Genomic DNA, 24,957 nt, shown 5'->3' with positions numbered 1-24,957 from the left:
CGGACTCCGCAGGAGGCTTCCCATGCACGACGGTCACAGCCGTCCCCTTTTCTCGCTCTCCCCCTCGCCTGCGGTGTACGCAGCCCCACGCGGCCGCGGGCTCGTGCGCCTCACCGCAGCCCTCACCGTGCTGTCGGCGATTGCGCTGACGTCGGGCTGCGGCTCGTCCGGCGCCACCGCCGGCCCCCCGGAGGCGAGCGCCTCGGCGGCGAAGGGCTTCCCCGTCACCATCGACAACTGTGGTGTCAGGACGACGTACACCGAGCCGCCGTCCCGTGCGGTGACCATCCACCAGCATCCGACCGAAGTGATGCTCTCGCTGGGGCTCAAGGACCGGATGGCCGGTACGTCGTACCCGGACTCGGCGGTCCTGCCCGCTCTGCGCAAGGACTTCGCGTCGATCCCGCAGCTGTCGAAGGGGGCGCCGTCGTTCGAGAAGGCCCTCGACACCGATCCCGACTTCGTCTACGGCGGCTACGCCAGCGCGTTCGCGGAGAAGGAGGGCCGCTCGCGCAAGGCGTTCCAGGACGCGGGCATCGACACCTACCTCAACCGGGAGAACTGCGCCGGAGAGAAGGGGGTGACCATGGAGGACACGTACACCGAGATACGCACGATCGGCAAGATCTTCGGCGTCTCGGACCGCGCCTCCACCCTCGTCTCCGAGCTGCGCACCCGCGCCCGCAAGGCGAGCGAGGCCGTGAAGGACGCGCGTGACGTCTCCGTGTTCGTCTACGACAGCGGCGACAAGTCCGCCTTCACGGCCGGTGGCAAGGGCCTGGGCAACGAACTGATCAGACTGGCAGGCGGCAGGAACGTCTTCTCCGACCTGGACGACGTGTTCGGCGACGTCTCCTGGGAGCAGGTCGTCGACCGCAAGCCCGACGTCATCGCCATCTACGACTACGCGGGCACCGGCGTCGCGCAGAAGAAGAAGTTCCTGCTCTCCCAGCCGGCCCTCGCCGATGTGCCCGCGATCAAGAACAGGCGTTTCGTGGTGCTGCCGCTGACCGACACCCTCGTCGGCGTCCGCTCGGCGGACGCGGTGGGCGACCTGGCGCGCGGACTGCACCCGGACAGCTTCAAGTGACCGCGTCCACCACGGACGCCGAGAACACCGCCCTGGTGAAGCCGCGCCGCCGGGCCGCGTTCGCGCTCACCCTGGTCGGGCTCACCGTGCTCCTGGCCGCCTGCTTGACCGCGGGACTCGCTTTCGGCTCGGTGCACGTGCCGCCCGGCCAGGTGTGGGGCATCGTCACGCACGCGCTCGGCGCCGACTGGACGGAACCCACCTGGAGCCGAGCGCGGGAGACGATCGTCCTCGACGTGCGCGGGCCCCGCGTCCTGCTCGGCGCGGTCACCGGCGCGGGTCTCGCCGTCGTCGGCACGGCGTTGCAGGCTCTGGTGCGCAATCCGCTCGCCGAGCCGTACCTCCTCGGAGTGTCCTCCGGCGCCTCGCTCGGCGCGGTCTCGGTGATCGTGTTCGGGGTGAGCTTCTTCGGGACGGTGTCCCTGTCGGCGGCCGCGTTCGCCGGGGCACTGGGCGCACTCGTGCTCGTCTACGCCGCCGCCCGTACCGGCGGCCGCATCACCTCGCTGCGGCTCATCCTGGCCGGGGTCGCGGTGGCGTCAGTGCTCAGCGCGCTGTTGAACCTGATGCTCCTGACGACGGACAACGGCAACGAGGCACGCACCGTCCTCGCCTGGACGCTGGGCGGCCTGGGCGGCGTGTCCTGGGGTTCGCTGTGGCTGCCGGGCCTGGCGCTGCTGCTCGGCATCGCCGTCCTCATGGTGCAGTCCCCGAACCTGAACCTGCTGCTCGCCGGCGAGGAGGCCGCCGCCACCATGGGCCTGGACGTCGCCCGGTTCCGGGCCCGGATGTTCGTGCTCGTCTCGCTGGTCACCGGGGTGCTGGTGGCCTCGGCCGGACCGATCGGTTTCGTCGGACTGATGCTGCCGCACACCGTGCGGCTCCTCGTCGGCGGCGACCACCGGCGGGTGCTGCCCGCCGCCGCGCTCGGGGGTGCGTCCTTCCTGGTCCTGGCGGACATCGCGGCACGGACCGTAGCGGCACCGCAGGAGATGCCGGTCGGGGTCCTCACCGCCCTGTGCGGGGGGCCCTTCTTCCTGTGGCTGATGCGACGCGACGCCCGTAAGAACGCGGGAGGCACGGCATGACGGCGGCCGAACTGCGCGTCGAGGGCGTCACGCTCACGGCCGGGGCACGGCGGCTGGTCCACGACGTCACGCTCACGGCCCGCCCCGGGGAGACGATCGGCCTCGTCGGACCGAACGGCAGCGGCAAGTCCAGCCTGCTGCGCGCCGTCTACCGGATACTGCGGCCGGCAGCCGGAACGGTCCGCGTCGACGGCGAAGACGCCTGGTCACTGCCACCGCGCCAACTGGCACGCACCCTGGCCGCAGTGGTGCAGGACGCTCCCTCCGGCCTCGATCTGAGCGTGCGTGAGGTCGTCGCGATGGGCCGCGCCCCGCACAAGCGACTGCTGTCGGGCGACACGACGCAGGACGCCGCGCTGATCGAGGCGGCACTCACCTCGGTCGACGCCGTCCCCCTGGCCGACCGCGCCTTCGACCGGCTCTCCGGCGGCGAGCGCCAACGGGTTCTGATCGCCCGTGCTCTGGCCCAGGAGCCGTCGCTGCTCGTCCTGGACGAACCGACCAACCACCTGGACATCCGGCACCAGTTGGAGATCCTGACCGTACTGCGCAGACTGCCCGCGACGGTCCTCGTCGCCCTGCACGACCTCAACCTGGCCGCGTACTACTGCGATCGCCTGTTCGTTCTGTGCGACGGCGGTGTCGTCGCTTCCGGAGCGCCGCACGAGGTACTCACTCCGCGCCTGCTCGCGGAGGTCTACGAGGTGACCGCCGAGGTCGCGGTGCATCCTCGCACGGGCCGTCCCCAGGTGACGTTCCTGCCGGCGGACGCACCTGTGCCCGACGCGAACCGGTGACCGGGCGCCCTCGGTCAGCTGGACGCCGGTACCGGGGTACGAGCCGGCCTGCGGCGGCGGATCCGGGACGCCGGACTCACCGCGACGCGGGCTGCCTGCGTCGCGGTGAGCAGATCCCGGACGCGTTCGGAAACGGGCGGGCCGGGCCCCGACGGCCTGCTCCGCTCCGCTCCGCTCCGGTCACCGGGCCAGGCAGCAGTCACCGCACTTCGAGCCGTTCAGGGCCCGGTAGTACAGACAGCAGCTCCGCCGCCGGAACGTCAGCTCGGGGCCGGTGACCTCACCCGTGCCCAGCAGCCGCCCCGTCTGGAGGAGTTCCCTCGTCAGCCCGGTCAGCGGTGCCCGCAGGCCGGGCCGGGACCTCAGCAGCTGCGCCGCCGAACCGACCAGCGCGGAAGCCGAGTTGCCCGCGAGCAGGCGGGGAGCCACCTTCACCGGAAGACCCCGCTCGACACCCTCCAGGACGCCGTCCGCCTGAGCGCGGACGGCATCGGCGAGCGACGACGTCGACTGCGGAGCACGGCTGCCCCGGGGCTCGGCCAGCCGCAGCGTCGGACTGTCACCGGCCCACTCCACGGTGGCCGTCTCCGGCACGATCCCGTGCAACAGCGCGCAGGCGAGAACCGGTGACCACAGGCGTGCCGCGAGCCCGAGATGGGCGATGGAGACTCCGACGCGGGCCTCGGCGGTGTCGTAGCGTTCATTGACAGTCCTGGCCCGCGCGGCGAACCCTTCCCCGGTGAGCCCTCCTTCACCGGACCCGGGCCCCTGGGCCGTGTCCAGGTCGAAGAATCCGCCCATCCGCGCCACGTCGCGCAGCGCCCCGACGACCTCGTGGGCCGGTACCGCGTCCGCCGCGCCCCAACCGTTGGTCATGAGATCGCCGTCCCGACGCGGCGCGGCGGGTCGATCAGATAGAGGTCGAGGATCCCGGGACGGTCCGCGACACCCGGCCCGCCGGCCCGCACCCAGTCCGCTATGTCCTCGGTGGCATCGGGGTCGTTGACCAGGCCGAGCCAGACCGGCCGGGCCCCTGCCGCCCGTCCGACGGCCGAGGGCTGTACGACGATGACGTTGGCCTGCTCGCAGAGGTCCAGGCACTCGGATGTCCGCACCGGGGCGATCTCCCGCAACCGCGCGGTCTGCGCGGCGTGATCGCCCCGCACCTTGGCCGTGCCGCAGCAGCAGTCGCGGCACACCACCACCCGGCAGGGGACCGCCCGGTCCGGCGTCGGCGCGTTCTTGTCGGCGGGCCGCTCAGGCATGCCGCATCCTCCCTCTAGCCGGGGAGTTCCGCCCCGGGGTCATTCGAGGAGGCGACAGCGTGAGTCTCCTGGCTCTCGGGTCCGTGCTCGTCCCGGCCTTCCCGCCCTCGCGGGGCAGTGGCGCGTCGGGATCCGCTCGCCGATCACAGTGGCGGTACCGCACCGGATTCCCACCGGTTTCCTCGGGCCGCCGTCGCCCATGTCCGCCGCCCATCATGTCACCCGCCCCACGGCGACGGGAGCCCGGCCGGACGGCGTACCGGGACACCGTCGTGTCCGGCCACCGGGCGGCATCAGGCGCGCCGTGACCTCGCCAGTGCCAGGGCGTCTGTGACTTCCCGGACCACGCGCTCCGCGTCCTCGGGACTGTTGACCACGTCGGTGTCGTTCATGTCGACCACGAGGACGTCACTGGCGCGGTAGTGCTCGCGCACCCAGTCGTCGTACCCCGACCACAGCGTCCGGTAGTACCCGACGAGACTCCGGTCCTGTTCGAAGTCGCGTCCCCGCAGCCCGATGCGGTGCAGAACCGTCTCGAAGTCCGCCCGCAGGTACACCATGAGATCGGGTGCCTTGCGGTAGGGCAGGCCGTCGATCTCGCGCATCATCTCCGCGAGCAGCCCCTCGTACACCCGCATCTCCAGGGAACTGATCCTGCCGAGGTCGTGGTTGACCTTGGCGAAGTACCAGTCCTCGTAGATGGAGCGGTCGAGAACGTTGTCGTCCTGCTTGTACGCGTCCTTGATCGCGGCGAAACGCGTCTGCAGGAAGTAGAGCTGGAGGAGGAAGGGGTACCGCCTCGCCTCTATCTCTTCGGGGCCGGCCGTGTAGAAGAGCGGCAGGATCGGATTGTCCTCCACGCTCTCGTAGAAGACCTTGCTCCCAAGTTCCTTGGCGATCAGTTCGGCGACACTCGTCTTGCCGATCCCGATCATGCCGCCGACGCAGATCACTGCCATACCTCAATCTTTCCGGGAGCTGCCCATGCCGGAGGGAGTGCACAGGGTGCGGAGCGTGATGCCGGCCCCGTCGATGCTCGCTGCCCGACAGGGGACGGCGGGAAGAGGCCCCTGGCACGCCATCGGAACGAGCCTCGCGAGCACCGCTTCAGTGTCTGGATATCGCCCGCAACGCGGACACCGTACCTGGCGCGCACAAGCGAAACGGCAGGTGAGTCCTCCTTCTTCACCGGCTCCAGAATCGCCACGCACTCCACATGGTGCGTCATCGGAAGCACGTCACCCGGGTGAACTCAGAGAAAACCCCAGGTCAGGTCCGTCTCGTCTCCGTCTTGGGGCCACCATGCGCTGGGAGCGTCAAACGAGCGTCACGGCGGACGCCCAGTGATCCCAGCAAGGAGTGCACCAGATGCCGTCCCCGTGGTCAGGTTCAGGCTTCGATGCTCACACGAGGGAAGCATTGATCCTTATCAGCGTCGATCGTTTGGGACACCCCATGCAGGCGGCACCTCGCTCAGGAAGCGGATGACGTACTCCCCGCTGACTTCGTTCCAGCCACCGGAAGTACGTACTCACCGGCGAGACGCGCCCAGTGCAGCGGGAGAGGCCGGGCGAGCGGTGGATAATCGTCGTGGTAGCGCAGCTGGTGCGTGAGCGTCGCCCACTCCGCCGGCCAGTCGGGCGGGTCACCCGCACGCCCCGAATCCGTCAGCGCCTTCTCCGACAGACAGCCGAGCACGGTGATCTCCAGTTGCCCGGGGTTCCACGCGGTCTTCCCGGGCGCTGTCCGGCCCTGTGCCGTGGGCACCAGCTTCATGAGCCCCTTCGGCAGTTTCACCACCGTGTGCGGCTTCGAGGCCGTACTCGCGAAGACACGGCCCTCCGTATCCGCCGTCCCCCACACACCCTCGGCGAAGCCGACCCCGTCCTCGGTATCGTGGGCGTACCACTCCGCCACCTCACCCCGGGCGTTAGCGTCCCGTACGAGCAGCACCCGCAGGTCGTGGCCGTAGAGCGTGTGCCGCTGGGCGGGTTCGGCCCCGAAGCCGAGCGTGTCGCGGTCCAGTGCACCGTTGCGCAGGCCAGGCCAGCACTGGCGCAGATTACCGGCGTCCGCCAGCAGCAGCGTCGGGCGGTCGCGGAGCTGGAAGAGCAGTGCCCGGATCTGCCGCTCGGTCTCCCGCTGCCTGTCCTGCTCCACGCCCGGGCGGGCAGCGGGCCGGGATCCTCCCGGGGCTGCCGAGTCCTCGACGAGCTTCCCCGTGCCGGTCTCCTTCCCGCCACTCGCCGCCGGTTCCCGTGCCTGGGAGAGCAGCAGCAACAGCTTCGGATACGGCACCCATTCGGCTCGTTCTGCGTCCCACCCCTCGATGACGCCCGGTCCGTCCCCGAGGCGCACCCGCACCGCCACCAGCCGGTGGACGGGGCATCGCGTGGGCCCCTTCCTGGTGTGGCGTACGAGCCAGAGCGCCGCGTACTGAAGGTCGCCCGGAATGCCGGCTCCCACCCGGTGGGCGGGCGGGCTGATCGCGCCCAGCTGCCGGAAGGCGTCCAGCCAGGTCCACCGGGCCCGGTGTTCCAGAGCGCTGTCGGTGTCGTCGGGCGAGTTCACGAACTGGGTCAGCCGTCCCTGCCGTGCCCAGGCGATGCGCAGCGCGTGCTTGGGGTCGGAGTCCGGGACGGCAGCGAAGCGCTCCTTGCCGGCGATCTCCGTGATCACGACTCCGGCCCCGCCGAGAAGCGGGCGCCCCCGGTCCGCCACGAGCCCGCAGCGCACTTCAATGGCCTCGGCCAACCGGACGGCCCTGAGGCGCCCGCGGGCTCGGGTGGTCGGCAGTGCGTCGGCCAAGAGTCCCGCGGGCCGGGCCCGGACGCGGATATCGACCCCCTCGCACTGCCACTGCCAGGTCTCCCCGTCGGCCGACGGCACTTGTTGCCCGGCGGGAAGACCAATGAGCTTGGGCAGCTCGGCGAGCAGCGCCGCACGGGTTTCCGGGGACTGCCAGAAGACGTCGATCTCCAGGGGGCGGCCGTTCAGTGCGCGTGTCAGCGCCGCCCGCCGCTGCAGAGCTAGCTGGGCGTCGCGGACGCCCGGGACGCGTCCGGCGCCGGAACGGGGCAGCAGGGAGGGTGTGTTGCTCCGGGAGACGCGCGTGAGGTCGGGGACCCGGGTCAGCAGGGGACGCAGCCCTTCCTCGACCCAGGCGTCCAGATCCGCCCGCTCCTGTGGCATCAGCCCGGGTCCGACCTCGTGCGGGCCGATCGACGGGTGGTAGACGATGCCGGCGGCCACGTCCCCGGAACCGTTGATCCAGCGTTCAGGGTCGGAGAAGAGCGCTTCGGGCCGGGGATAGTTGCGCACGATGTCCAGCTCGGGCACAAGCGGTGCGGGACTGTGCCGGCGCCATGCCAGTTCCTTCGACCGCCGGTCGTAGCCCAGTGTGTTCACCATCAGCCGGTGGCCCCGGTCCGGCCCTTCCGGCCACGGCAGTGGAGCGTCGAGCAGGACGGTCGTACCGCCGAGCTGGTGGGGGCGTGCGTCCAGTCGGGTGGCCCACCGGCGTACCTGGGTGGACACATGGACGCGGAACCGCGGAGCGAACGGCACGGTGTGGACGGTGATGGCGAGGCAGGCCGAGTAGTACCAGGTCTGCCGTCGGCGCTCGTATCGCTGAGGCGGCCAGGAGACAAGCCGCGCGCCGTCACCCGAGCTCTCAACGCGGAAGTGGAGTGTGGTGCCGCCCGTGCGGAACGTCCGGGCGGCCAGCCGGAAGGCGATCCACTCGGGCAGCAGGCTGTAGAGTCGCGCGGCGGGTTCGGCGGTTCCGCCCGCCGAGAGCACGCTCTCGGCGAGGTCGACCGATTCTGTCTCCCAGTGGGGCAGACGTACCGTCTCGGTCGGGTCACCAGAGCGGAGCCTCTCCTCGAAATCGGCGCCCTCCGAGTCGTCGTCCTCCCGGTGCATGCCCGCCGCCCAAGCTCCTACCACCGGGGCCAGCACGTCCGGCGGGACGGCTTCCCGCGCGTAGAGCCACGGCAGACGGCCATCCGTCCCGGCGTTGCGGCCGGTCGCGATGACGCCTGGCGCCATCGCCTGGAGCAGGGAGTTGAACCTGCGCACGGGGAGCCGGTGGGGGTGGACGGAGTTCTTGCCCGCCTCGGCATGCATCCCGGTGAGCTCGGCGTGCAGGTCCTCGCCGAGCCGCAGCACTTTCATCTCCTCCCGCCAGGGTCCGTGGAGCGGGTCAGGTTCATAGGCCGTGACGCGAATGTGGTGGTACACGGAATTACCTCCTGGGACAGGGGGTTCGGCGCTTACGGGTGGGCGGGTACGGTGGCGAGCAGGCGGGTGAGCATGCTGCGCAGTGGCGCGTACAGGGCGCGGACGATGAACTGCTCCTCCGCGGTCTTCGTGCCGCCGTCGAAGTACGGGTCCAGGACGGCGAGGACGCTGTGCAGCAGACTGGATTCGGGGGTGTCGGGCCGCGCCGGTACGGCGCCGCGGTTGGGGGCGAAGGCGGCGTCGACGAAGACCACCCGGGCCGGTACGCCACCGCGTACCAGTCGCCCGATCACCTGCCACAACAGGACCAGCATGTCCCAGGTGACCTGTTTCCGTACATCATCGTCGAGACGGCTCCACGCCATCGAACGGGCGAGTACCTGGTACCAGTACGAACGGGCGAGGCGGTGGAACTCCTCCGCTCCTTCCTCGACGGTGGGTTGTCCCCGTACCAGGGTGGCGAAGTCACCGCCGGTGACGGCGCGGACGACCCAGTCGTTGACGGCGTTGACGGCCAGGTGGAGGTCCTCTGGGTGCGGATGGGGGCGTGCCAGGAAGTAGACCGTGCCGATGGCCGCCTCGTCGTCCTCGTTGAGGATGTTGTGGCCGCGTTCCAGCGCGAGCAGGGGCGCCACCAGGATGTCCGCTTCGAGGTCCTTCAGGTGCTCGACGTCGCCCCGGCGCAGTGATCGGGCGTGGTAGGCGGACGGCGCCTCGTCCTCCGCGGTGATCTCCTCGTCGTCCGACACCAGGCACAGCACCTTGCTGTGCCAGCGAACGTTGAGGTTGTGCAGTGTGTCGGCCACCACACGTGCCTCGGCATAGCTGCCGACCAGCAGAAGGATCTGGTCGCGCCCTGGAGGAAGAGAGAGCAACTCCTGCTGGAGCGGACCACCTTCAGTGACCTCGTACTCGTCTCCGCCCTCACCCAGATGGCACGCGATACGGCGCAACTTCTCCGGGCGGTCGTCCGGATGGGTTCCCGACATGCGCAGTTTCTCGTCGCCGTCGTCGATGAACTCGAAGCGCATGGAGCTCCCGTCGGCGATGCGTTCGGTCACCTCGGCCGGCGGTTCGATGACCACACCGACCGGGACGCAGACGTGGTAGCGGCTGGACGCGCCCGCCCAGCTGCTGCCCGACATGAGCAGCAAGTGGGCACCGGGCCTGCCGTCGACGGAGGTGAGATAGGGGATGGTGCGCAGCAGCTCACGTCCGACGCCGCTGCACCGGAAGAAGGTCAGTTCGCCACTGCGGACTCCGCCCTTATCCTCACCCGGGACCCGGAACTGGAAGCCGAGCACATTGCCCATCGGGGCCTCGGGCACCATCGGACCGTAGTCGAGCGGCCGGCGGTACATCGTGTTGAAGCCCAGGCTGAGGGCAGCCTCGACGCGGGGCCACATGGCGTTGATCATGGCGAGCCGCGGTTCGAGGGCGCTGAGCAACAGTGTGAACTCGAAGCGCTCCGCGAGTTGCTTCCGCCACTCCTCGGGAGTCTGGGGCGGAGGCTTGGGCTTCCTGCGGTGTCCGCGCTTCCCCTCCTGTTCCTCCTCGCGCCGCCACTCGGCGTACGCCTCTTGGTACTTCCGCTGCCGGGCGGCCATGTACTTCGAGTCGATGGAGAAGACCTCGTCCATGACCTCGGTGAGGCGGCGCCGGGTGTTCTCCGGGTTGCCGGTGTGGAGCAGTTCGTTGAGGAGGGCGGTCAGCCGGCTGAAGTCCTCCTCCGTCCTGCGGTGACGGTCACCGAAGGGGTTGTCCCGGAACGCGTCGAGCAGTTTCCCGAGAGCCTCGCGGGGGGCGTGGTGAGGGTGGTCCGGACCGCTGTCGTAGGGGTGTTCGTAGCGTTCGTCGAGGAGCCCCAACTGGAGCGTCCAGGCGCTGAAGTAGCCCGTCCGCACCCACTTGCGCAGCTCGTACCCAGCGACGAGCATCGCGTACAGCCGGTCGGTGGCCGCGCCTGCGGTGTTGAGGGCGGCGGCGAAGGTCTCGACGTCCCGTTCGGAGAGCTGGGTGCGTCCGCCGGCCGCGAGTTCCCGGATCTTGTGCCGGCTCAGCTGGTCGATGAGGCCCTTGTCCTCATCGCTGGCGAGGACCACGGCGGGTGCGAAGGTCCGGTCGAGCTGCATCTGGACACGGTCGGCCTCGTCGATGATCACGAGGTCACTACGGCGGCAGGCGAGTTCGAGAAAGCGGATGCGCTCGCCGTTCTGAGGGCGGGGCGGCGAGGCGTCGATCAGCCCGGCCGGCGTGGCCACCCAGATCAGGGCGCCGACCAGGGTGCGAGCTCCGTGGTGACGGGGACAGGCGGACCAGTACGGGCAGCTCGTCACCCTCTTCTGCCACTCGGAGTATCGTCCGTCGCTCGGGTCACGCCGCAGGGCCGAGGGGGGCCGGAGTCGGGAGCAGGGTGCCTCGCCGTAGGCGAGTGGTTCGGTCGTTGACGTGGCGCCCAGCCGCCTGACGTTGAGCAGGCAGGACGTGCCGAGGTAGGCGAAGGCAGGGTCGTCGTGGGCGAGCAGTCGGTGCTCGCCCCGGCCCGCCAGCCGGCGGTGCAGCCGCTGGGCGTGCCGCTCACGGCCGGAGGAGCCGAGCACGGGTGCGGCGGCGCCGTCGGTGTAGAGGTCGTAGAGCCGGACAAGCTTCAGCACCTCCGCGACATCAGTGACGACGATGGTGGTGCGCTTGCCTAGCTTGGCGAGATAGACGGCGATGATGTCGCGCAGTGTGCTCTTGCCGGCGCCGACGATGCCGAGCAGGTGCTGGATGCCGTCGACCGTGAAGGCGAAGTCCTCGTCCTTCCTCGCCTTGTGGAAGGTTCCGTTCGACTTGGTGGACAGGTCGAACGACCGTAGCCGCTCCAGCCACCGTGGTGCGCGGCCCTTGCCGGAGCGAGCGTGCTGGGCGTCCATCTCCGCCGCCGTGCCCTCCAGATTCTCCCTGGTGAAGATCAGGGGCTCGCCGCCGCCGGCCGGTTCCAGGTCCATGTCGTGGGCGACGAGGGGGATGCGGGGGGCCGGCGGAAGGTCGACAACGGCCATGGTGCGATTGACGGGGAAGGCGTGCGGGCCCTGACCCGCGACCTGCAGGCGCCGGCCCGCCAGCGGCGGTGCGGCACGCAGCAGTTGTTCGTAGACGGAGAAGCGGTCGCCGGCGACGGAGAGGTCGCGGCGGGCAGCGGGTGTCTCGGCGTCCGGTACGTCGTAGGCGCGGACCCTGGCGTCGAACCTCTGGTAGGTGTCCAGCGCCTCGAGCCAGGTGCGGCTCCGGCGCAGCGTCCACAGCGAGTACCTGGCGATGCGCAGGGTCTTCGCCGCATCGGACGGCAGCGGTGCCCGGTGCGCCTCGGCGAACCCGTACCCGCTGAACAGCACCCAGGCGCTGCCCGCGGGGCTGCCCGGCATCATCTTCTGCTGGAGGTACAGGCCGAGTTCGACCTGGCAGAGGGCTTCCAGTGCAGGCTGGGGCACGGAGGACCCCAGAAATCCTTTGAGCGCGTTGAACACGTCGGTCAAGGGCGGGGTGAGGCTACGCATCGTCCTTCTCCTCTCGCCGGGCCCGTCCCAGGTCGGGCACGAGATCCATGGGGGTGGTGAGCACCAGCCGGTCCCGCAGGAGCACGGGAAGGGCGTCGGTGAAGGCCCGCCGGTAGCCGTCCCGTCCGGCAAGCGCGTCGGGGACCACGACGAGGGTGCGGTCCGCGAGGGGTGTGTTGTCGGTGAGGTGGGCTGCCAGGAGCGCCGGCTGCAGGCGGTCGTACACGTGGATGTCCACGATGCGGGGGCCGGTGTCCCTGAGCCGGTAGGCCGGCAGAAAACCGGCCAGGGTCTCGTACACGACTTCGGAGCGCTCCAGTGCCTCCCGGGCGGCTACGTCGGTGCGGTGCGGCAGTACGAGGTACCACCGCAGCGAGCGCTGCAGGATCCACGCCTGGTCCGGCTCACGGATGAGCCGCGGAGGGGCGTCGCGCGGGCAGTCCTCCCCCTCACACCAGACTTCCGCGCCGGTGCCGAACGGTCCGGGTACGGGCACGGCACTGTCCCGGGGCAGCGCGGGGAGCCTGCACGAGGGGCAGTACAGGAAGTCTCCGTCGACGAGCAGGAACTCGGGCAACGGACCGTAGAGGTTCTTGACCCGGCTCCAGACCGCCCTGTTCCAACCCGGCGCGAAGCGGTCCTGCTGGTGGACGACCGGGTGACGCGCCAGGAACGCCCTGCACTGCCGGTAGCGCTCCTCCGTTCCACTCCGCGCGTGCAGGTCTCCGAGGAGCGCGCGGGCGTATCCCGCCATGCCTCCGTCCGGTCCGTGCGAGGCCACCTCGAGACACGACCGGGTCGGCATCCGGCCGACCCGGTGCACCAGCGTGGTGCCCGGCGAGACCAGGGAGGAGCGAACCGCGAAGAGTGGGTCGTCGGACGGCCTGGTCCGACACCACTCCCACAGCTCCGGAAGACTCCTCGGCGGCGCCTCCCCCGCATCGAGGCAGCGCATCACCGTGTGATCCAGCGCCTGCTGGGCGAGGCCGGGATAGGGCAGGGTGAAGGAGCGGAGCCCTTGGATCTCGGAGAGAGCCGCCACCATGCGGGCGAGTTCGCCGAAGAGGTCACTGCCCACGCCCTCGGGCGCCTCGCCTGCGTCCGGCCGATCGGCCCGGCCGGCCGACCCCGCCTTCATGCCGCGGCCTCGCTGACGGACGACGCCTTGCACCAGCGGGCCACTTCGCACCGCTCGCAGGAGCGTCCGGGCCGGGCCGCGTACTGGTCGTCCCCGTGCCAGTCGGCCACCATCGCCCGCAGTACCTTCTCGGCGGTGACCCGATTGGCCGGGGCGAAGGGATCGATGATTTCCAGGTCGGCGCCGCCGGGGCGCAGCACCTCCAGCTCGACCCGTGCGCGGAACGGATCACCGCCCAGGTCACCGCGGGCGATCAGCACGACGGCCAGGGCCAACTGCGGATAACGCTCCAGCAGGGGGCGATCGGACCGCCGATCGATGACGGAGGTCTTGGTCTCGCGCCACACCCATGACCCGGCATCCCGGTAGAGCAGGTCGGGCGCGGCCAGGACCACCACGTCGGCGGCTGTGTCGTGCCGCACCACCCGGGGCTCGGTCCGCACATCCGTACCGTCCCCGACGTACCGCAGCGGACAGACCGCGGCGTGCCGCCGCAACAGCAGGGCGCCGAGTGCGCGTTCGTGTGCGGGCAGGTCGAATCCCTCCGGTACCCACTCCTCGGGGACCTCGACCGTGCAGGGCCGAGGCGATCCGTGGGCGTGCCGTTCGGCGAGGTAGGCGTGCAGCGCCCGGCCGCGCTCGGCCGTCACCTCGCGTTCGACGGAATCCGCCGTGGGCAGGTGCAACCGGCGCATATGGTCACGCGCCGGGCAGGCTCGGTAGGCCCGTCCGTTGGTGACCGACCAGGTGCGGCGGGGTCGGTCGTGCGCCTTGATGCCCAACAGTCCGGGCGCTGTGCGCAGGGCCGGGCACACCGACAGGTAGGGGCATCCGCCACAGGCGGACCCTGGGCGGTATTCCCGTCCGTCCAGCACGCCGGCCAGGGCAGCGGGTCCGTGTTCGCGGTACCGGGCGCGCGCCTCTTCCCGGCTTCCCGCGAAGAGTTCCCGCGTACGGCCGTCGAAGAGCGCAAACTCCACGATCCGTACGTGCTCCGGCGGTGGTCCGGGGGCGCCCTCGGCAAGCACCAGGGCGACGGCCGCGGTGAACCCGTCGGGTGGCAGGTCCCGCAGGCGGTGCACGGGCAGACGAAGCTCGCGGTAGGCACCGTCGGGGGAGGCCAGGCAGCGGCCCCACACGGTGAGGCGGTACTCCCGGGCGTCGCGCGGGTCGGGACCGGTCGGCCGGTAGCGGTACGTCCACGGCTCGGGCACCTCGTGCAGGGGGCGTTCCGGGTCGGAGGGAAAGGCCGCCTCGTACAACGTCACGCCGTGCTCCGACCAGGTCCGCAGACCGTCGTGCAAGGGCCCGGTACGTGTCCGGGGCGGGTGGCCGGCAGGTCCGGAACAGATGTCGCAGGCAGCCATGAAGGGGCCCAGAGCGAAGTGCTCCAACCGCTCACGGCGGCGCGGTACGGGGTCGGTGGTGTGGTACCCGCGGGTCTTGAGTGCGTCAGCGGCGGGGCATCGGAACTCTCCCCCCTTGAACATTCCGGCGGATACCGTGATGACGTCGGACGTGCGGGTCACCCCGTTGGGGGGCAGCCATGGCTGTGACATTTCATGCTCCATTTCCGTGCGGAGGAAAGGTGGATGGCCGTGAGGGAGATCGAGGAGGTCGGCGATGTGGAGAGGCGCTATGAAGTGCTGGACATGGTCGGCGACGGCGGCCAAGGTGACCTATTCCTCGGGCGTGACCGCAACAGCGGGCAGAAGGTGGCATTGAAGCTTCAGAAGGCCCGGGACCTCGGACCCGAGAGCGATTTCCGCTGGGCCGGCGATGAACTCCTCGAAGAGGGATCACGCATGATGATGCTGACGGGAATCCAGGCGATTGCCGAAGTCATCGCCACGGGGACACACCGGCGACGCCGGTGCCTGGTAATGGAATTCGTCGAAGGGCACCAACTGCAGAAGGTCCTGTCGGCGGCCCTGCCCGTCAAGAATCCTGGGACCGTTGCGGCCGTCATCGGCCAATTGTGCGAAATTCTGGCAGAAGTCCACGACCGGAATCTGGTGCACTGCGATCTCAAGCCCGAGAACGTCATCGTGCAGCCGGACGGCCGTCTCCGGCTGATCGACATGGGCCACGCGGTCGTGGCGGATCAGGAGACGGAATGCGCACGCGGCACGCGCGGCTGGGCCTCCCCCGAGCAGTCCGACGCGTGTCCTTCAGGTCTGACGCGGCAAGCGGACATCTTCGCACTCGGCTGCATCCTGCTGGAGATGACCGTGATGCGCCTGCCCTACGGCGGACAGGAAGAGCGGGCGGAAGAGGGCACCCCGGTGCTGCCGGCCGACCGGCTAGCCAAACTACCCCCGGAGTTCGGCTCCCTGGCGCTGTGGATGGTCCGGTGGAAGGCGGTGGAGCGCCCTGCGGATGTCCGTGAAGTGTTCGAACGGCTCCGCTGCTACCTACCCCAGCTCGGCTCGCGACGGCCGTCGAAGCCTCTGCGCCCGGACCCGACCGAGTACTACCGCACGCATCCGCCCCGGCTTTGACGGTGAGCCGACGACCGCCGACCGGGCGGGTCACCTCAGCCCTTCCAGCCGCTCTCGGACCTCCCGAGCCCCCTCACTGTCCATCCGCTCACGCAGCACGATGATTCTCTCCAGCTCCCGCACCGCCGCGTCGGTGTCGCCGGCGGACACCAGGACCTCAGCGAAGAGCATCCGTACCTTGTCCTCGTTGGGCCAGTTCTCCTGTTCGCGGTAGATGTCGGAGGCCTGCCGGTACAGGGTGATGGCTTCGTCCCGTTCGGAACGGGCCAGGTGCACCTTGGCCAGGGTGAACAGCACATCGGCCAGGCCGCTGCGCTCCGTCGTGCGCTCCACCACGCCCAGGGCGTCGGCGCACCGACGGAGCGCCTGCTCGTGCTCGCCCCGGTCGAGGTCGATCGCGCCGAGGACGTTCAGAACAGCCGCCTCCCCGACCCGGTCGGACAGCTCTCGGCACAACTCCAGTGCGCGACTGAGCGCTTCCTCCGCTCCCGTCCGGTCGCCCTGCCTGCGCAGGGTGAGCCCGAGCCGGTGCAGCGTACGGGCCAGACTCAGCCGGCCTTCCGTGCTGCGGTCCTCCTCGCTGCGACGGACGGCCCTGCGCAGGTTGCCCACAGCCAAGCCGTACTCACCGAGCCGCCAATGGGTCCCTGCAAGCGACCGGTAGACCATGGCGCAATCGACCGGGCCGGCGACGGTTTCCGCCGCCTCTGCGGCGCACTGGAGGTTCTGCCGCGCATCATCGAGCAGGCGACGGCGCCACTGGTAGATGACCAGCGTCATCGGAAGCAGCCACACGTACCGGTCGATACGCCGATTGATCGCTAAGCGAATGCCTCGCTGGACGGCGGGGTACTCCTCGTCCAGGAACGCCATCGCCTCCGCGAGGTCCGCGGGGTCGGTGACCCCGACCGCTCCGGGCTCGCCGGTGGGCAGGGTGCGTTCGCGGTCGAGCACCCGGTCGCAGGCTCGGACGTTGTGCAGCTGGTGTTCCAGCACCTGCCGTTCGGTCGCGCGCTCGATCTCCGCGCTCTCTCCGTCCGGCACCGGCCGCACGTACCGAAGGGCGAAGGCCCGCACAAGGTCGTGCAGCCCGTAGCGGTCGCCGTGATGTTCCACGAGGTTCGCCGCCACGAGGTCCACCAGGGCCCGGTCGGTACGCGTCCCTTCGTCCACTGCCCGTCCCAGATCCATCACCGCCTCCCAGGAAGCGCTGGGCCCCGGGTGGACGGCGAGCTGCCACAGCAGCAGTCGGGCTTCCTCATTCAGCACGCGCACGGAGCAGTTGAGTGCTGCGCGGACCGACAGTTCGTGCTCGGGCAGGTCCAGGGTGTCCAACATCGCCCGCTTCCGCTCCTCCTTCATCTCTCGCACCAGGAGAGGGAGGGTGTGCAGCGGACGCGCACCAACGTCCAGGAGCCGGGCCACCACCACAAGGGCCAGCGGCAGTCCGCCGCAGAGGCCGACAAGTTCGCTGAAGGCCATGGCGTGCTTGGCCCGGTCCTCGGCCGACACTTTCTCCTGGAGCACCTCCAGCGCGTCCGCCTCGTGCAGCGGCTCCATCTTGCGGAACAGCACCTTTCTCTCGGACTGCAGCCGCAAGAGGTCGTTACGACTGGTGACGATCACGGCGCAGGTACCGTCTCCGGGAAGCAGCGGCAGCACCTGCTGGGCGCTGAGCGCGTCGTCGAGGACGATGAGCGCCGACCGGTGCGCCAGCGCCGACCGCAGCGCGTTGCTCTTGCTCTCCGTTCCGGTCACCGTGGTGTAGGGCGGCAGCGCGGCCAGAAAGCCGTCCAGGACCTCGTCCGGTTCGGTGGGCCGCACGTCTCCGTCGACGAATCCGTTCAGTGCGCCGCGCAGCACCCCGTCGGGAAACCGCTCCCGCAGCCGACCGGCGAGGTTCTCGGCCACCGTTGTCTTCCCGACACCCGCCATGCCGCTGATCAGGACCAGCGCCAGATTGCCGGCATCCTGTTCCTCGCACACGGCCTCGAAGAGGTCGCCGATCAGCTCGTCCTGCCCGATCGGCTCGCGCCTACCGCCGGGCAACTGGTCGGGAACGGGGGGCAGGAGCGCCCCGCCTGGCCGGCGGCTCTCTCCCCGGACCTGGTCAATGGCGCTCTGTACATCGACATCCGCCTTTCCGTTGCGCTTCTCCCACTTCTCGATGAGCCGCTCACGTTGGGACTCCGGCAGGTCTGCGTGGGCGAGCAGGTAGAACCGGAAGATCTGGGGCGATTCCGGCGTGCGCTCGAACCATTTCTCCGTCTCCTCGCGCAGCCATTTGACCTCCCTGGACTTGTAGGCTGCATCCAGCCGCGCGTACACGGCGGCCATCAACTCGGCCCGCAGCTCATCCCGACGCAAGTGGAAGCCGGTCTCGGACAGTCCGTGCAGCGGTTCGTCCTCGCCGTCCCACTCCCCCAAGGCCGCGCCGAGCAGCTCGAACTGCGCTTTGCAGGTCAGCCCCTCAGCCTGCTTCACCTTTGCGCGAAAACGGAGCAGGTCGACGTCTCCCACCGGCACGCGGAGCGTGCAGTAACCCGATTTGCCGCTATGGGGCACGGACTCCTGGCCCAGCCGCTTCCGCAGGTCGGCGACGACGCGGTTGACCAGATCGCCGACGTCTTCGACGCCCTCCCAGAGGACTTCGGCTACGTCCTTCCTCTTGCATCGGCAGTCCGGGGAGGTCACCAGGAGGGCGAACAGGGCCGCCACCTTCGACCCTTCGACCACCCTCCTGCCACCGTCCCCTTCGGCTCGCACCGGGCCCAGCACGTACCCCTCCATCGCCCTCCCCCTCACCGCGTCGCAGATCAGTGATCCGGCCTCTCGCCGGCGCTCCTTCATCTGTGCGCCGCGCTGCGCTGCTTCACACGCGCTTGCTTCTTCACGCCCCCCGGGGACTCAGTTATCCCTCAGTTTTCGCTCTGCGGCCCCGCTTCACCCCCGGGCACGATGGCACCAGCCGCTCGCAGAGGCACGAAACGGCGGCTTAGTCATCCATCGACTCATCAGAGAGGAACCGCGAACCCGATGAACAGCCGTCAGCGCAACCGCCGGGCAGCCCGTCTGCGCCAGTCCCCCGACTGGCCGCCGAGCCGCCGCCGGCGGGCGGCCGTCCGGACCGAGGACACCACCCCGGCGACCCCGCCCACCGAGGCGCCGGACACCTCGTCCTCCGAGACCGCCTGAGTACAACAGTTCGTGGGTGCCCGTTCTGTACGGGCACCCACGAGCCTCGCGAACTTCGTCACGGCGAGCACGCGGCCTGGATGCCTCGCTTGTTACACGCTCATGGTCAAAGGCGGCGTTACCTGGTCGAGCAGACCACCACCGCATGCTCACGCATCAAAGCGAGGCTGATGGGACTCGTCTCCGCTTGACGCGGATATAAGGCGGTACGCCCCCACTCGTCCAGCGTCTCGGTATCTCCAGCACCTCCGGACTCAGGTTTTCGCAGTCCGAAGAAAGGACATTTCCTGATGTATCCACCGCATAGCAGTGCGTTCGCCTCGGTGAGGCGGCACTTCGACGATCCCCGGACCAGTGACGCGGTCTTCGTGCTCGTCCCCACGGACGCCGACGAGGCTGATCCGGTCCGGCTGACCGCCGCCGAGACGCACGAAGCCTTGTACGGCCCCGGCTTCGACCCGAAGTTCGCCACCGCGGTCTGGAAGGAGGTCATCCGCACGGCGCAGAGCGACCTGACTCCAGACAGCACGGGGAAACTCCTGGCGATCTGGCTGACCCTGCCCCGGTTGACCGGGACGGTCCACCGGGTCTGCACTCGCCTGCGGGCCGACCAGTCGGACGTGGAGGCCGAGATGGTCCTGACTCTCCTGGAGAAGCTGGCGGATCGGGACGGCGCGAGCTGTCTCACCGACTCCTCCCTGCTGCACGCGGCGCGCGCCAGGGCGTGGCGTCTCGCCCGGGAAGGGCTGCGGGAGCTTCCCTCCACCAAGATCGAACGCATCACCGAGGAGCACGCTCTCACTGCGTCCGGCGAGGAGGCGGACGCTCCGGCGGCGGAGAGCCTGGACGTACGGGTCGACCGTCCGGACGGCCCGGACGGGCTGTGCGCACCGCTGCGTTTCCGGGTGCGTCCGGAACATCTGCGCCGACAGGGAATCTTCATCGACACCGACGAGGGATCGCAGGGCCGTTCGGCGGGTCACAGCCCCGGGAAGAGGCGACGGCTCGGGCGCCGCGCGGACACCCGGCCGGTCCGCCCTGCGGGGAGGCGAGGGTGAAGGACCCGGCAGAGCGCCGCCTCAGTTTCACGGAGATGTTCGACCTGCCCGTCGCAGTGGACCTGCGCACGGCGGCCCGAGCACTCGGAATCGGCTCAACGACCGCGTACCGGCTGATCCGCGAGCACGAGTTCCCCTGCCCCGTCCTCCGCATCGGACGTAGGTACAGGATTCCGACCAACGAGCTGATGCGCGCCCTGGGGATCGAGGACCGCCCGCTGTACAGCGTGGACCCGGAAGAGGACACGGACGATCCGAGCGTCGGCTTCTGACGGTAACCGCCGTGCGGCTCCGTGGCATCGGCCACGGAGCCGTGCGGCCCTGCCTCCTACGACGGGCTGTTCGCCGCCGACGTGCGCCGTACGGTTCTCCACGGCTGCTCGGCAATCGGAGGGCGAAGGGATACCCTCCTTCTTCGCCGAGCGGTTCGGCGGCCGACTGGTCGCGCGCGCCGACCAGTTCGTGAGCCCGCCGGCGATCGCCGCGCCCGGCCGGGGCGCGGATCTGAACGGCTCGGCGGCCCAGCCCTACGCACCGCTCGCCACGACCGCCTTCGAGGGGATGACCCCGAAGGTCCTCGTCGTCGTGGGCACGAAGGACTGGCACGCACCCAATCTTCTCCGACCTGCAGGACTGGGGAAGCGACGCCTACACGGCGTCTCCCGCACCGAAGGCCAGGTTGGACAACTTCGACGACGCGGAGCACGGGCCGGGCTGCGTCCCGGCCTTCGACGCTGCCGAGGCCACCGATGAGAACCCCGACCCGCCGCACGAGCCCTCGTCCCGGCGCACCTGCGCGCCAGAGTTGTGCCCGCAGGAACCGGACTGGCACCGGGCCACCGCGGTCCGCATCAGCTCCCACTGCTCCCGGTCCCGCTTCGTATAGCCGTCGAGTGTGACGTCGTGCCCTGGCACCTCCAGTTTCAGGAAGCCGGTGATGCGCCCCGATGTCTCCACCGCGTAGTCCGGACGCACCCGGGCCTCGGGCAAGGGATACTCAGGAAGAAGGCGAGGACTCAGCTTCCGGCGCGCCCCGAATGTTCCCACAAGCTTCGCCACCGGTTGGCTGATGGACGCCTCCGTGTCGCTGACCCGCAGACGCTCCCTGCACTCGGATCCAAAGTCCGCCACGAGAGCCCGTATCCATTCCCCCGGCACCTTGTCCCCCCTCCAAGCTGTGGACGTGGACGGTGGATACCGCAGACACAACTTGTTGGAGGCGAGAGGACCGGCTCAGTGCGCACGGGGGTGTGAGGGGCACTGACAGCGCGTTCCGTAACCGCCGGGAAAGCAGGGGCGGGTGTTGGTTGGGAAGAGACCGCCGTAGCCAATGTGGGCCTTGCCTGCCGCCCAAACGAGAAGGCGCGTGGGACGCCATTCGCGCGCCGAGCGGACCCGCTGCCCCGTCTCGCGAAAGCACACGAATCCACCCGCTGAACGAACGGGTCAGTCCCCCGGCGGACTGCCGGAAGCCAGCACCGCTCCCAGAACCTCATTCGGCCCCGTACCCCCGACGTCTAACGTCAGGAAACGGGGAACCAGGTCGACAGGCGCTTGGTAATAGCCGGTACATCGATGTTGTCCTGCGCGACTCCCTCAACGAACGGGCCAGCCGCGGAGACGGGTGGCGGGGCGGTACTGGCGCTGCCACCGTTGAACCGCAAGAAGACACGCATGGCAAGCCAGGCGTTGCGCTTATTGCCGTCGATCCGCGCGTGATTGCGAGCGACGGAGTGCAGCAGTGCCGCCGCCGCCTTCTCGTGCAGCGTGGGATACAGCTCGGCCCCGAATACGTTCGTCCGGGGCCGTTCGATCGCTGACACCAAAAGTCCCATGTCACCCACGCTGTGCTCGGTGTCGTTGACCGTGCGAGCGATGGCCAGGATCTCGTCGATATGGATGTAGCGCACGTGGGTCACTTCAGGTAGTCCAGGATCTCCGCATCGCTGTCCATCAGCTCGGCCAGGACTGAACCGTTCCGGGTTCTTTAGAGACTTCAGACTGTGGTCGTGACCTGGGGTTCCGGGGTCGCGAGGTAGTATTTGTTCTCATATTCGACTGGTGGGATGTGCCCGATCTCACCGTGGAGTCAGCGATGGCAGTACCAGTCGATCCACTCGGCGGTGGCGAGTTCGACCTGGGAAAGCGTCTTCCATGGACGTCGGGGCTTGACCAGCTCGGTCTTGAACAGACCGATCGCGCTCTCCATGAGAGCGTTATCGTAGGCGTCGCCGACCGAGCCGATCGAGGCCGCGATGCCGACGGCGTCCAGGTGCTCGGCGAGCCGGAAACTCGTATATCGCGACCCGGCATCGGAATGATGTATCAACTCGCGCCGCTGATGCGGCTGTTCGTTGCGGTCGCGTTGCCACCGTGTCCAGGGCGTCCAGGACGAGCCGTGTCTCCTTCGACAGGGCGGCGGCCCAGCCGACGATCCGGCGGGAGAAGGTGTCCACGACGAAGGCGACGTAGACGACTCCCGACCAGGTACTGACGTGTGTGAAGTCCGCGCCCCAGCAGCGGTTCGGAGCCGGCGCGACGAACTTGCGGTCCAGCAGGTCCGGCGCCCGCTCGACGGAGCTGTCCGCCATCGTGGTGATGACCTTCTTTCCGCGAACCGCGCCGGAGACGCCGAGCTCCCGCATCAGGCGTTCAACAGTGCACCGGGCCACGACGTGGCCCCGGCGATGCAGCTCGCGCCAGACCTTCCTGGCCCCGTAGACACGGTAGTTGGACTCGAAGATCTCCCGGATGAGCGGCTTCAGCTCGGCATCGCGGACCGTGCGGGCGGACGGGGCTGGAGCCGCTTGCGGTGGGCGTAATAGGCGGAGGGGGCGATCTTGCAGTCGTGCTCGGTGAGCACGCGGCAGATCGGCTCGACACCGCCGAAGCGGGCCCGGTGCTCGTCGATGAACGCTACGAGCGCGCGTGTGGCCGGTCGAGCTCGGCCGCGAAGAAAGACGCCGCAGCCTTCAGGATGTCGTTCGCCCGCTTCAGCTCGGCGATCTCCTTCTGCATCGCCTTGATCCGCGCGGACTCCTCCGTGGTCGTCCCTGGACGCTTCCCGGAGTCGATCTCGTCCCGCTTCACCCAGTTCCGCAGGGTCTCGGCCGAACCGATCCCGAGTTTCTGGGCTACCGCCCTCACGGCGGCTGACTCGTTCGGATAGTCACTACGGGCCTCGGTGAGGATACGGACCGCTCGTTTGCGCAGCTCAACGAGATAGGAGGAAGGACGCGCCATGACTCGATCCCTTCACGGAATCGAGTCTCTATCGAACCCGGAACGGTTCAATGCGGCAAGACGGTGGAAGGCGACAGCGAGTTCATTCCGCCAGGGCCAGGTTCTGGTGATCCGCAAGTGCAGGCGGCGGCCGCCGCGGGTGAGGCGGTCGGCGACGGGCAGGAGCCGGTAGCGGAGTTTCTTGGATTCGGCGGCGGCGAGGTCGCCGTCCAGCAGCAGAGTGCGGGTCCACGCGAGCAGGTCGATAGCGGCCAGGGACAGCTCCAGCCAGGCCGCGTTCACCGGGAAGTGCGGGAGGGGAAGCGGCCTAGGTGTTCTGTCCTGTGAGGTTGGGGACGCGGCTGGCGGGTGGTTGGCCCTTGAGCGCGGTGTGTCCGCGGTGGTGATTGTAGGTGTGGAGCCAGGCGGGGTAGGCGGCGCGTCGTTCGGCCTCGCTGCGGTAGGGCTTGGCGTAGGCCCATTCGTCCAGGAGGGTGCGGTTGAAGCGCTCGACCTTCCCGTTGGTCTGGGGCCGGTAGGGGCGGGTGCGTTTGTGTGAAATGCCTTCCTCCGCAAGGGAGGTGCGCCAGAGGTGGGATTTGTAGCAGGCGCCGTTGTCGGTGAGGACACGTTCGACGGTGATCCCGGCCCGGGTGAAGAACGCGTGGGCCCGCGTCCAGAAGCCGACGGCGGTTTCCTTCTTCTCGTCGGGGTGGATCTCGCTGTAGGCGAGGCGGGAGTGGTCGTCGACGGCGTTGTGGAGGTAGCTGTTGCCGGCGCCGGAGCGGGTCTTGCGGCCGGCCGGGCGTCCGAGGGTCTTGTGGCCGCCGCCGTCGGGGATGTTGCCGAGCTTCTTGATATCGACGTGTACCAGCTCGCCGGGCCGGTCACGCTCGTAGCGTCGGATCACCCGGCCGGTGGCCCGGTCCAGGTGGGTGAGCCGGGCGAGGCGGTAGCGGGTCAGGACGCGGTGGACGGTGGCGGGGTTCAGGCCGAGGAGGTAGGCGATGCGGGCCGGCCCCCAGCGGCGCAGGACGCGGACCTTGATGATCCGGCATTCGGTGCGGGTCGGGGTCCGGGACGGGCTGTGGTGGGGCCGGGACGAGCGGTCGGCCATCCCGGCCTCGCCCTGCTCGCGGTAGCGGACAGCCCATCGCTGGGCGGTGGTCGGGGAGACCTGGAAGCGTTCGGCGGCCCGACGCAGAGGCCAGCCGTCGTCCACGACGCAGCGGGCCAGACGCAGACGTCCGGTCTCGGTCAGGGGTGCATTACGGTGGGGCACGAGGGCCTTTCTGGTCGGTGTAGACGTCGCAATCCACACCGAACCCGGAAGGCCCTCACTCGTTCAAGATCACCCCACCGTGAACCTGTCACCAACCTCCGTGGACAGAACAACTAGCTCTGCAAGTCGCTCTCTCATCGCCCCGCGCTGCTCCTCCAGCTCCAGCGAGCCCCGGGGAGAGGAGGTAGATGTTGCCCTGGTAGAGGCGGAACCCGATGCTGGCCCATCCTTTGGCGATCTTGGCGGTCACCCGGTTCCACTCCGTCCGGTTCCTCAGGCGGTCGCTGCTGAAGTCGGTCACACCGGGCGGGCACGCGACGGCCCGGCAGCCAGTCGTGAGCCTGTGGATCGCCTCCGTGGCGAGGATGGTGCCGAGCCGTGCCCGCGCCACGGCTCATCCAGGGTCACTTTGTCCATGACGAGCAGGGAGGAACCCACATACGGAAGCCACCCGCCAGCGTCCTCGGTGAAGTTTCCTGTCCTCGGAATCCAGCAGGGCCTGGGCAATCTCGTCGAGCTCTTCGGACGCCTCCTCCATGA

The 24,957-nt window shown here is 69.4% G+C and carries 19 protein-coding genes, 1 pseudogene and 1 riboswitch; of the genes and pseudogenes, 7 read left to right on the top strand and 13 right to left on the bottom strand.

The features are described from left to right. The first annotated feature begins 22 nt into the window (after nucleotides 1-22). The 3 genes from EDD93_RS24220 to EDD93_RS24210 are packed head-to-tail and all read left to right on the top strand — an operon-like array spanning nucleotide 23 to nucleotide 2,975. Entirely contained in the window at nucleotides 23-1,090 is a 1,068-nt protein-coding gene (locus EDD93_RS24220; RefSeq protein WP_123527148.1) for an ABC transporter substrate-binding protein, read from the top strand. Continuing rightward, complete coding sequence (locus tag EDD93_RS24215) at nucleotides 1,087-2,178, top strand: iron ABC transporter permease (protein ID WP_123527147.1); 1,092 nt, start codon at nucleotides 1,087-1,089, stop codon at nucleotides 2,176-2,178. Before EDD93_RS24220 ends, EDD93_RS24215 begins: the two co-directional genes overlap by 4 nt. Then, the gene (locus EDD93_RS24210; RefSeq protein ID WP_123527146.1) at nucleotides 2,175-2,975 is read left to right on the top strand and encodes an ABC transporter ATP-binding protein; all 801 of its coding nucleotides are present in this window, start codon (nucleotides 2,175-2,177) and stop codon (nucleotides 2,973-2,975) included. Before EDD93_RS24215 ends, EDD93_RS24210 begins: the two co-directional genes overlap by 4 nt. 180 nt (nucleotides 2,976-3,155) lie before the next feature. Here the strand turns inward: EDD93_RS24210 and EDD93_RS24205 are convergent, their stop codons facing one another. The 7 genes from EDD93_RS24205 to EDD93_RS24175 all read right to left on the bottom strand — a co-directional run bounded on the left by EDD93_RS24205 (nucleotide 3,156) and on the right by EDD93_RS24175 (nucleotide 14,718). Further along, entirely contained in the window at nucleotides 3,156-3,851 is a 696-nt protein-coding gene (locus EDD93_RS24205) for a (2Fe-2S)-binding protein (protein ID WP_123527145.1), read from the bottom strand. After that, nucleotides 3,848-4,240: a (2Fe-2S) ferredoxin domain-containing protein gene (locus tag EDD93_RS24200; RefSeq protein ID WP_123527144.1), complete on the bottom strand. Its 393-nt coding sequence runs from the start codon at nucleotides 4,238-4,240 to the stop codon at nucleotides 3,848-3,850. Before EDD93_RS24200 ends, EDD93_RS24205 begins: the two co-directional genes overlap by 4 nt. A 61-nt stretch (nucleotides 4,241-4,301) precedes the next feature. Then, nucleotides 4,302-4,424: riboswitch (cobalamin riboswitch) on the bottom strand. Between the two features lie 109 nt (nucleotides 4,425-4,533). Then, the gene (locus EDD93_RS24195; RefSeq protein WP_123527143.1) at nucleotides 4,534-5,199 is read right to left on the bottom strand and encodes a deoxynucleoside kinase; all 666 of its coding nucleotides are present in this window, start codon (nucleotides 5,197-5,199) and stop codon (nucleotides 4,534-4,536) included. A gap of 514 nt (nucleotides 5,200-5,713) precedes the next feature. After that, nucleotides 5,714-8,482, bottom strand: a complete 2,769-nt coding sequence (locus EDD93_RS24190; RefSeq protein ID WP_185092427.1) for a pPIWI_RE module domain-containing protein — start codon at nucleotides 8,480-8,482, stop codon at nucleotides 5,714-5,716. 32 nt (nucleotides 8,483-8,514) lie between these two features. Beyond that, entirely contained in the window at nucleotides 8,515-11,955 is a 3,441-nt protein-coding gene (locus EDD93_RS24185; protein ID WP_260255843.1) for a hypothetical protein, read from the bottom strand. 58 nt (nucleotides 11,956-12,013) lie between these two features. Next, on the bottom strand, nucleotides 12,014-13,099 hold the full coding sequence (locus tag EDD93_RS24180) for a hypothetical protein (RefSeq protein WP_148083898.1): 1,086 nt from the start codon (nucleotides 13,097-13,099) through the stop codon (nucleotides 12,014-12,016). A 56-nt stretch (nucleotides 13,100-13,155) separates the two neighbouring features. Next, entirely contained in the window at nucleotides 13,156-14,718 is a 1,563-nt protein-coding gene (locus tag EDD93_RS24175) for a PD-(D/E)XK nuclease family protein (protein WP_123527140.1), read from the bottom strand. Between the two features lie 39 nt (nucleotides 14,719-14,757). On the opposite strand from EDD93_RS24175, the gene EDD93_RS24170 reads away from it, so the two are divergent. Next, the gene (locus EDD93_RS24170) at nucleotides 14,758-15,660 is read left to right on the top strand and encodes a serine/threonine-protein kinase (protein ID WP_185092426.1); all 903 of its coding nucleotides are present in this window, start codon (nucleotides 14,758-14,760) and stop codon (nucleotides 15,658-15,660) included. A gap of 30 nt (nucleotides 15,661-15,690) precedes the next feature. Here the strand turns inward: EDD93_RS24170 and EDD93_RS24165 are convergent, their stop codons facing one another. Continuing rightward, entirely contained in the window at nucleotides 15,691-18,450 is a 2,760-nt protein-coding gene (locus tag EDD93_RS24165; RefSeq protein WP_185092425.1) for a tetratricopeptide repeat protein, read from the bottom strand. A 246-nt stretch (nucleotides 18,451-18,696) separates the two neighbouring features. Here EDD93_RS24165 and EDD93_RS39680 point away from each other — a divergent pair, with 246 nt between their 5' ends. The 3 genes from EDD93_RS39680 (at nucleotide 18,697) to EDD93_RS24155 (ending at nucleotide 20,185) form a co-directional block, all read left to right on the top strand. Continuing rightward, the gene (locus EDD93_RS39680; RefSeq protein ID WP_157854403.1) at nucleotides 18,697-18,855 is read left to right on the top strand and encodes a hypothetical protein; all 159 of its coding nucleotides are present in this window, start codon (nucleotides 18,697-18,699) and stop codon (nucleotides 18,853-18,855) included. A 290-nt stretch (nucleotides 18,856-19,145) separates the two neighbouring features. Continuing rightward, on the top strand, nucleotides 19,146-19,913 hold the full coding sequence (locus EDD93_RS24160) for a hypothetical protein (RefSeq protein WP_148083897.1): 768 nt from the start codon (nucleotides 19,146-19,148) through the stop codon (nucleotides 19,911-19,913). Between the two features lie 35 nt (nucleotides 19,914-19,948). Beyond that, complete coding sequence (locus EDD93_RS24155; RefSeq protein ID WP_078992515.1) at nucleotides 19,949-20,185, top strand: helix-turn-helix domain-containing protein; 237 nt, start codon at nucleotides 19,949-19,951, stop codon at nucleotides 20,183-20,185. Between the two features lie 376 nt (nucleotides 20,186-20,561). Here the strand turns inward: EDD93_RS24155 and EDD93_RS40365 are convergent, their stop codons facing one another. The 5 genes and pseudogenes from EDD93_RS40365 to EDD93_RS24130 all read right to left on the bottom strand — a co-directional run bounded on the left by EDD93_RS40365 (nucleotide 20,562) and on the right by EDD93_RS24130 (nucleotide 24,417). Next, nucleotides 20,562-20,903 (bottom strand): hypothetical protein, encoded by a 342-nt coding sequence (locus tag EDD93_RS40365; protein ID WP_260255842.1) that lies wholly within the window; start codon nucleotides 20,901-20,903, stop codon nucleotides 20,562-20,564. Nucleotides 20,904-21,436: 533 nt separating this feature from the next. Next, the gene (locus EDD93_RS24145) at nucleotides 21,437-21,832 is read right to left on the bottom strand and encodes a type II toxin-antitoxin system death-on-curing family toxin (protein WP_123527136.1); all 396 of its coding nucleotides are present in this window, start codon (nucleotides 21,830-21,832) and stop codon (nucleotides 21,437-21,439) included. A 77-nt stretch (nucleotides 21,833-21,909) separates the two neighbouring features. Continuing rightward, nucleotides 21,910-23,156, bottom strand: a pseudogene (locus tag EDD93_RS24140) (IS3 family transposase). Nucleotides 23,157-23,168: 12 nt separating this feature from the next. Then, entirely contained in the window at nucleotides 23,169-23,543 is a 375-nt protein-coding gene (locus EDD93_RS24135; protein WP_398905133.1) for a transposase, read from the bottom strand. Further along, on the bottom strand, nucleotides 23,464-24,417 hold the full coding sequence (locus EDD93_RS24130) for an IS481 family transposase (protein ID WP_123527135.1): 954 nt from the start codon (nucleotides 24,415-24,417) through the stop codon (nucleotides 23,464-23,466). The genes EDD93_RS24135 and EDD93_RS24130 overlap by 80 nt, the downstream gene beginning before the upstream one ends. Nucleotides 24,418-24,957 lie beyond the last annotated feature (540 nt).

The organism is Streptomyces sp. 840.1 (assembly GCF_003751445.1).
GTDB lineage: Bacteria > Actinomycetota > Actinomycetes > Streptomycetales > Streptomycetaceae > Streptomyces.
This window is presented reverse-complemented; position numbering and strand designations above follow the sequence as displayed.

What these genes read in the sequence shown, in the direction of transcription:
- EDD93_RS24160 (WP_148083897.1), top strand. Translation starts at nt 19,146, where the DNA reads ATGTATCCACCGCATAGCAGTGCGTTCGCCTCGGTGAGGCGGCACTTC.
- EDD93_RS24175 (WP_123527140.1), bottom strand. Translation starts at nt 14,718, where the DNA reads ATGTCACAGCCATGGCTGCCCCCCAACGGGGTGACCCGCACGTCCGAC.
- EDD93_RS24195 (WP_123527143.1), bottom strand. Translation starts at nt 5,199, where the DNA reads ATGGCAGTGATCTGCGTCGGCGGCATGATCGGGATCGGCAAGACGAGT.
- EDD93_RS24210 (WP_123527146.1), top strand. Translation starts at nt 2,175, where the DNA reads ATGACGGCGGCCGAACTGCGCGTCGAGGGCGTCACGCTCACGGCCGGG.
- EDD93_RS39680 (WP_157854403.1), top strand. Translation starts at nt 18,697, where the DNA reads ATGAACAGCCGTCAGCGCAACCGCCGGGCAGCCCGTCTGCGCCAGTCC.
- EDD93_RS24200 (WP_123527144.1), bottom strand. Translation starts at nt 4,240, where the DNA reads ATGCCTGAGCGGCCCGCCGACAAGAACGCGCCGACGCCGGACCGGGCG.
- EDD93_RS24220 (WP_123527148.1), top strand. Translation starts at nt 23, where the DNA reads ATGCACGACGGTCACAGCCGTCCCCTTTTCTCGCTCTCCCCCTCGCCT.
- EDD93_RS24165 (WP_185092425.1), bottom strand. Translation starts at nt 18,450, where the DNA reads ATGGAGGGGTACGTGCTGGGCCCGGTGCGAGCCGAAGGGGACGGTGGC.
- EDD93_RS24205 (WP_123527145.1), bottom strand. Translation starts at nt 3,851, where the DNA reads ATGACCAACGGTTGGGGCGCGGCGGACGCGGTACCGGCCCACGAGGTC.
- EDD93_RS24155 (WP_078992515.1), top strand. Translation starts at nt 19,949, where the DNA reads ATGTTCGACCTGCCCGTCGCAGTGGACCTGCGCACGGCGGCCCGAGCA.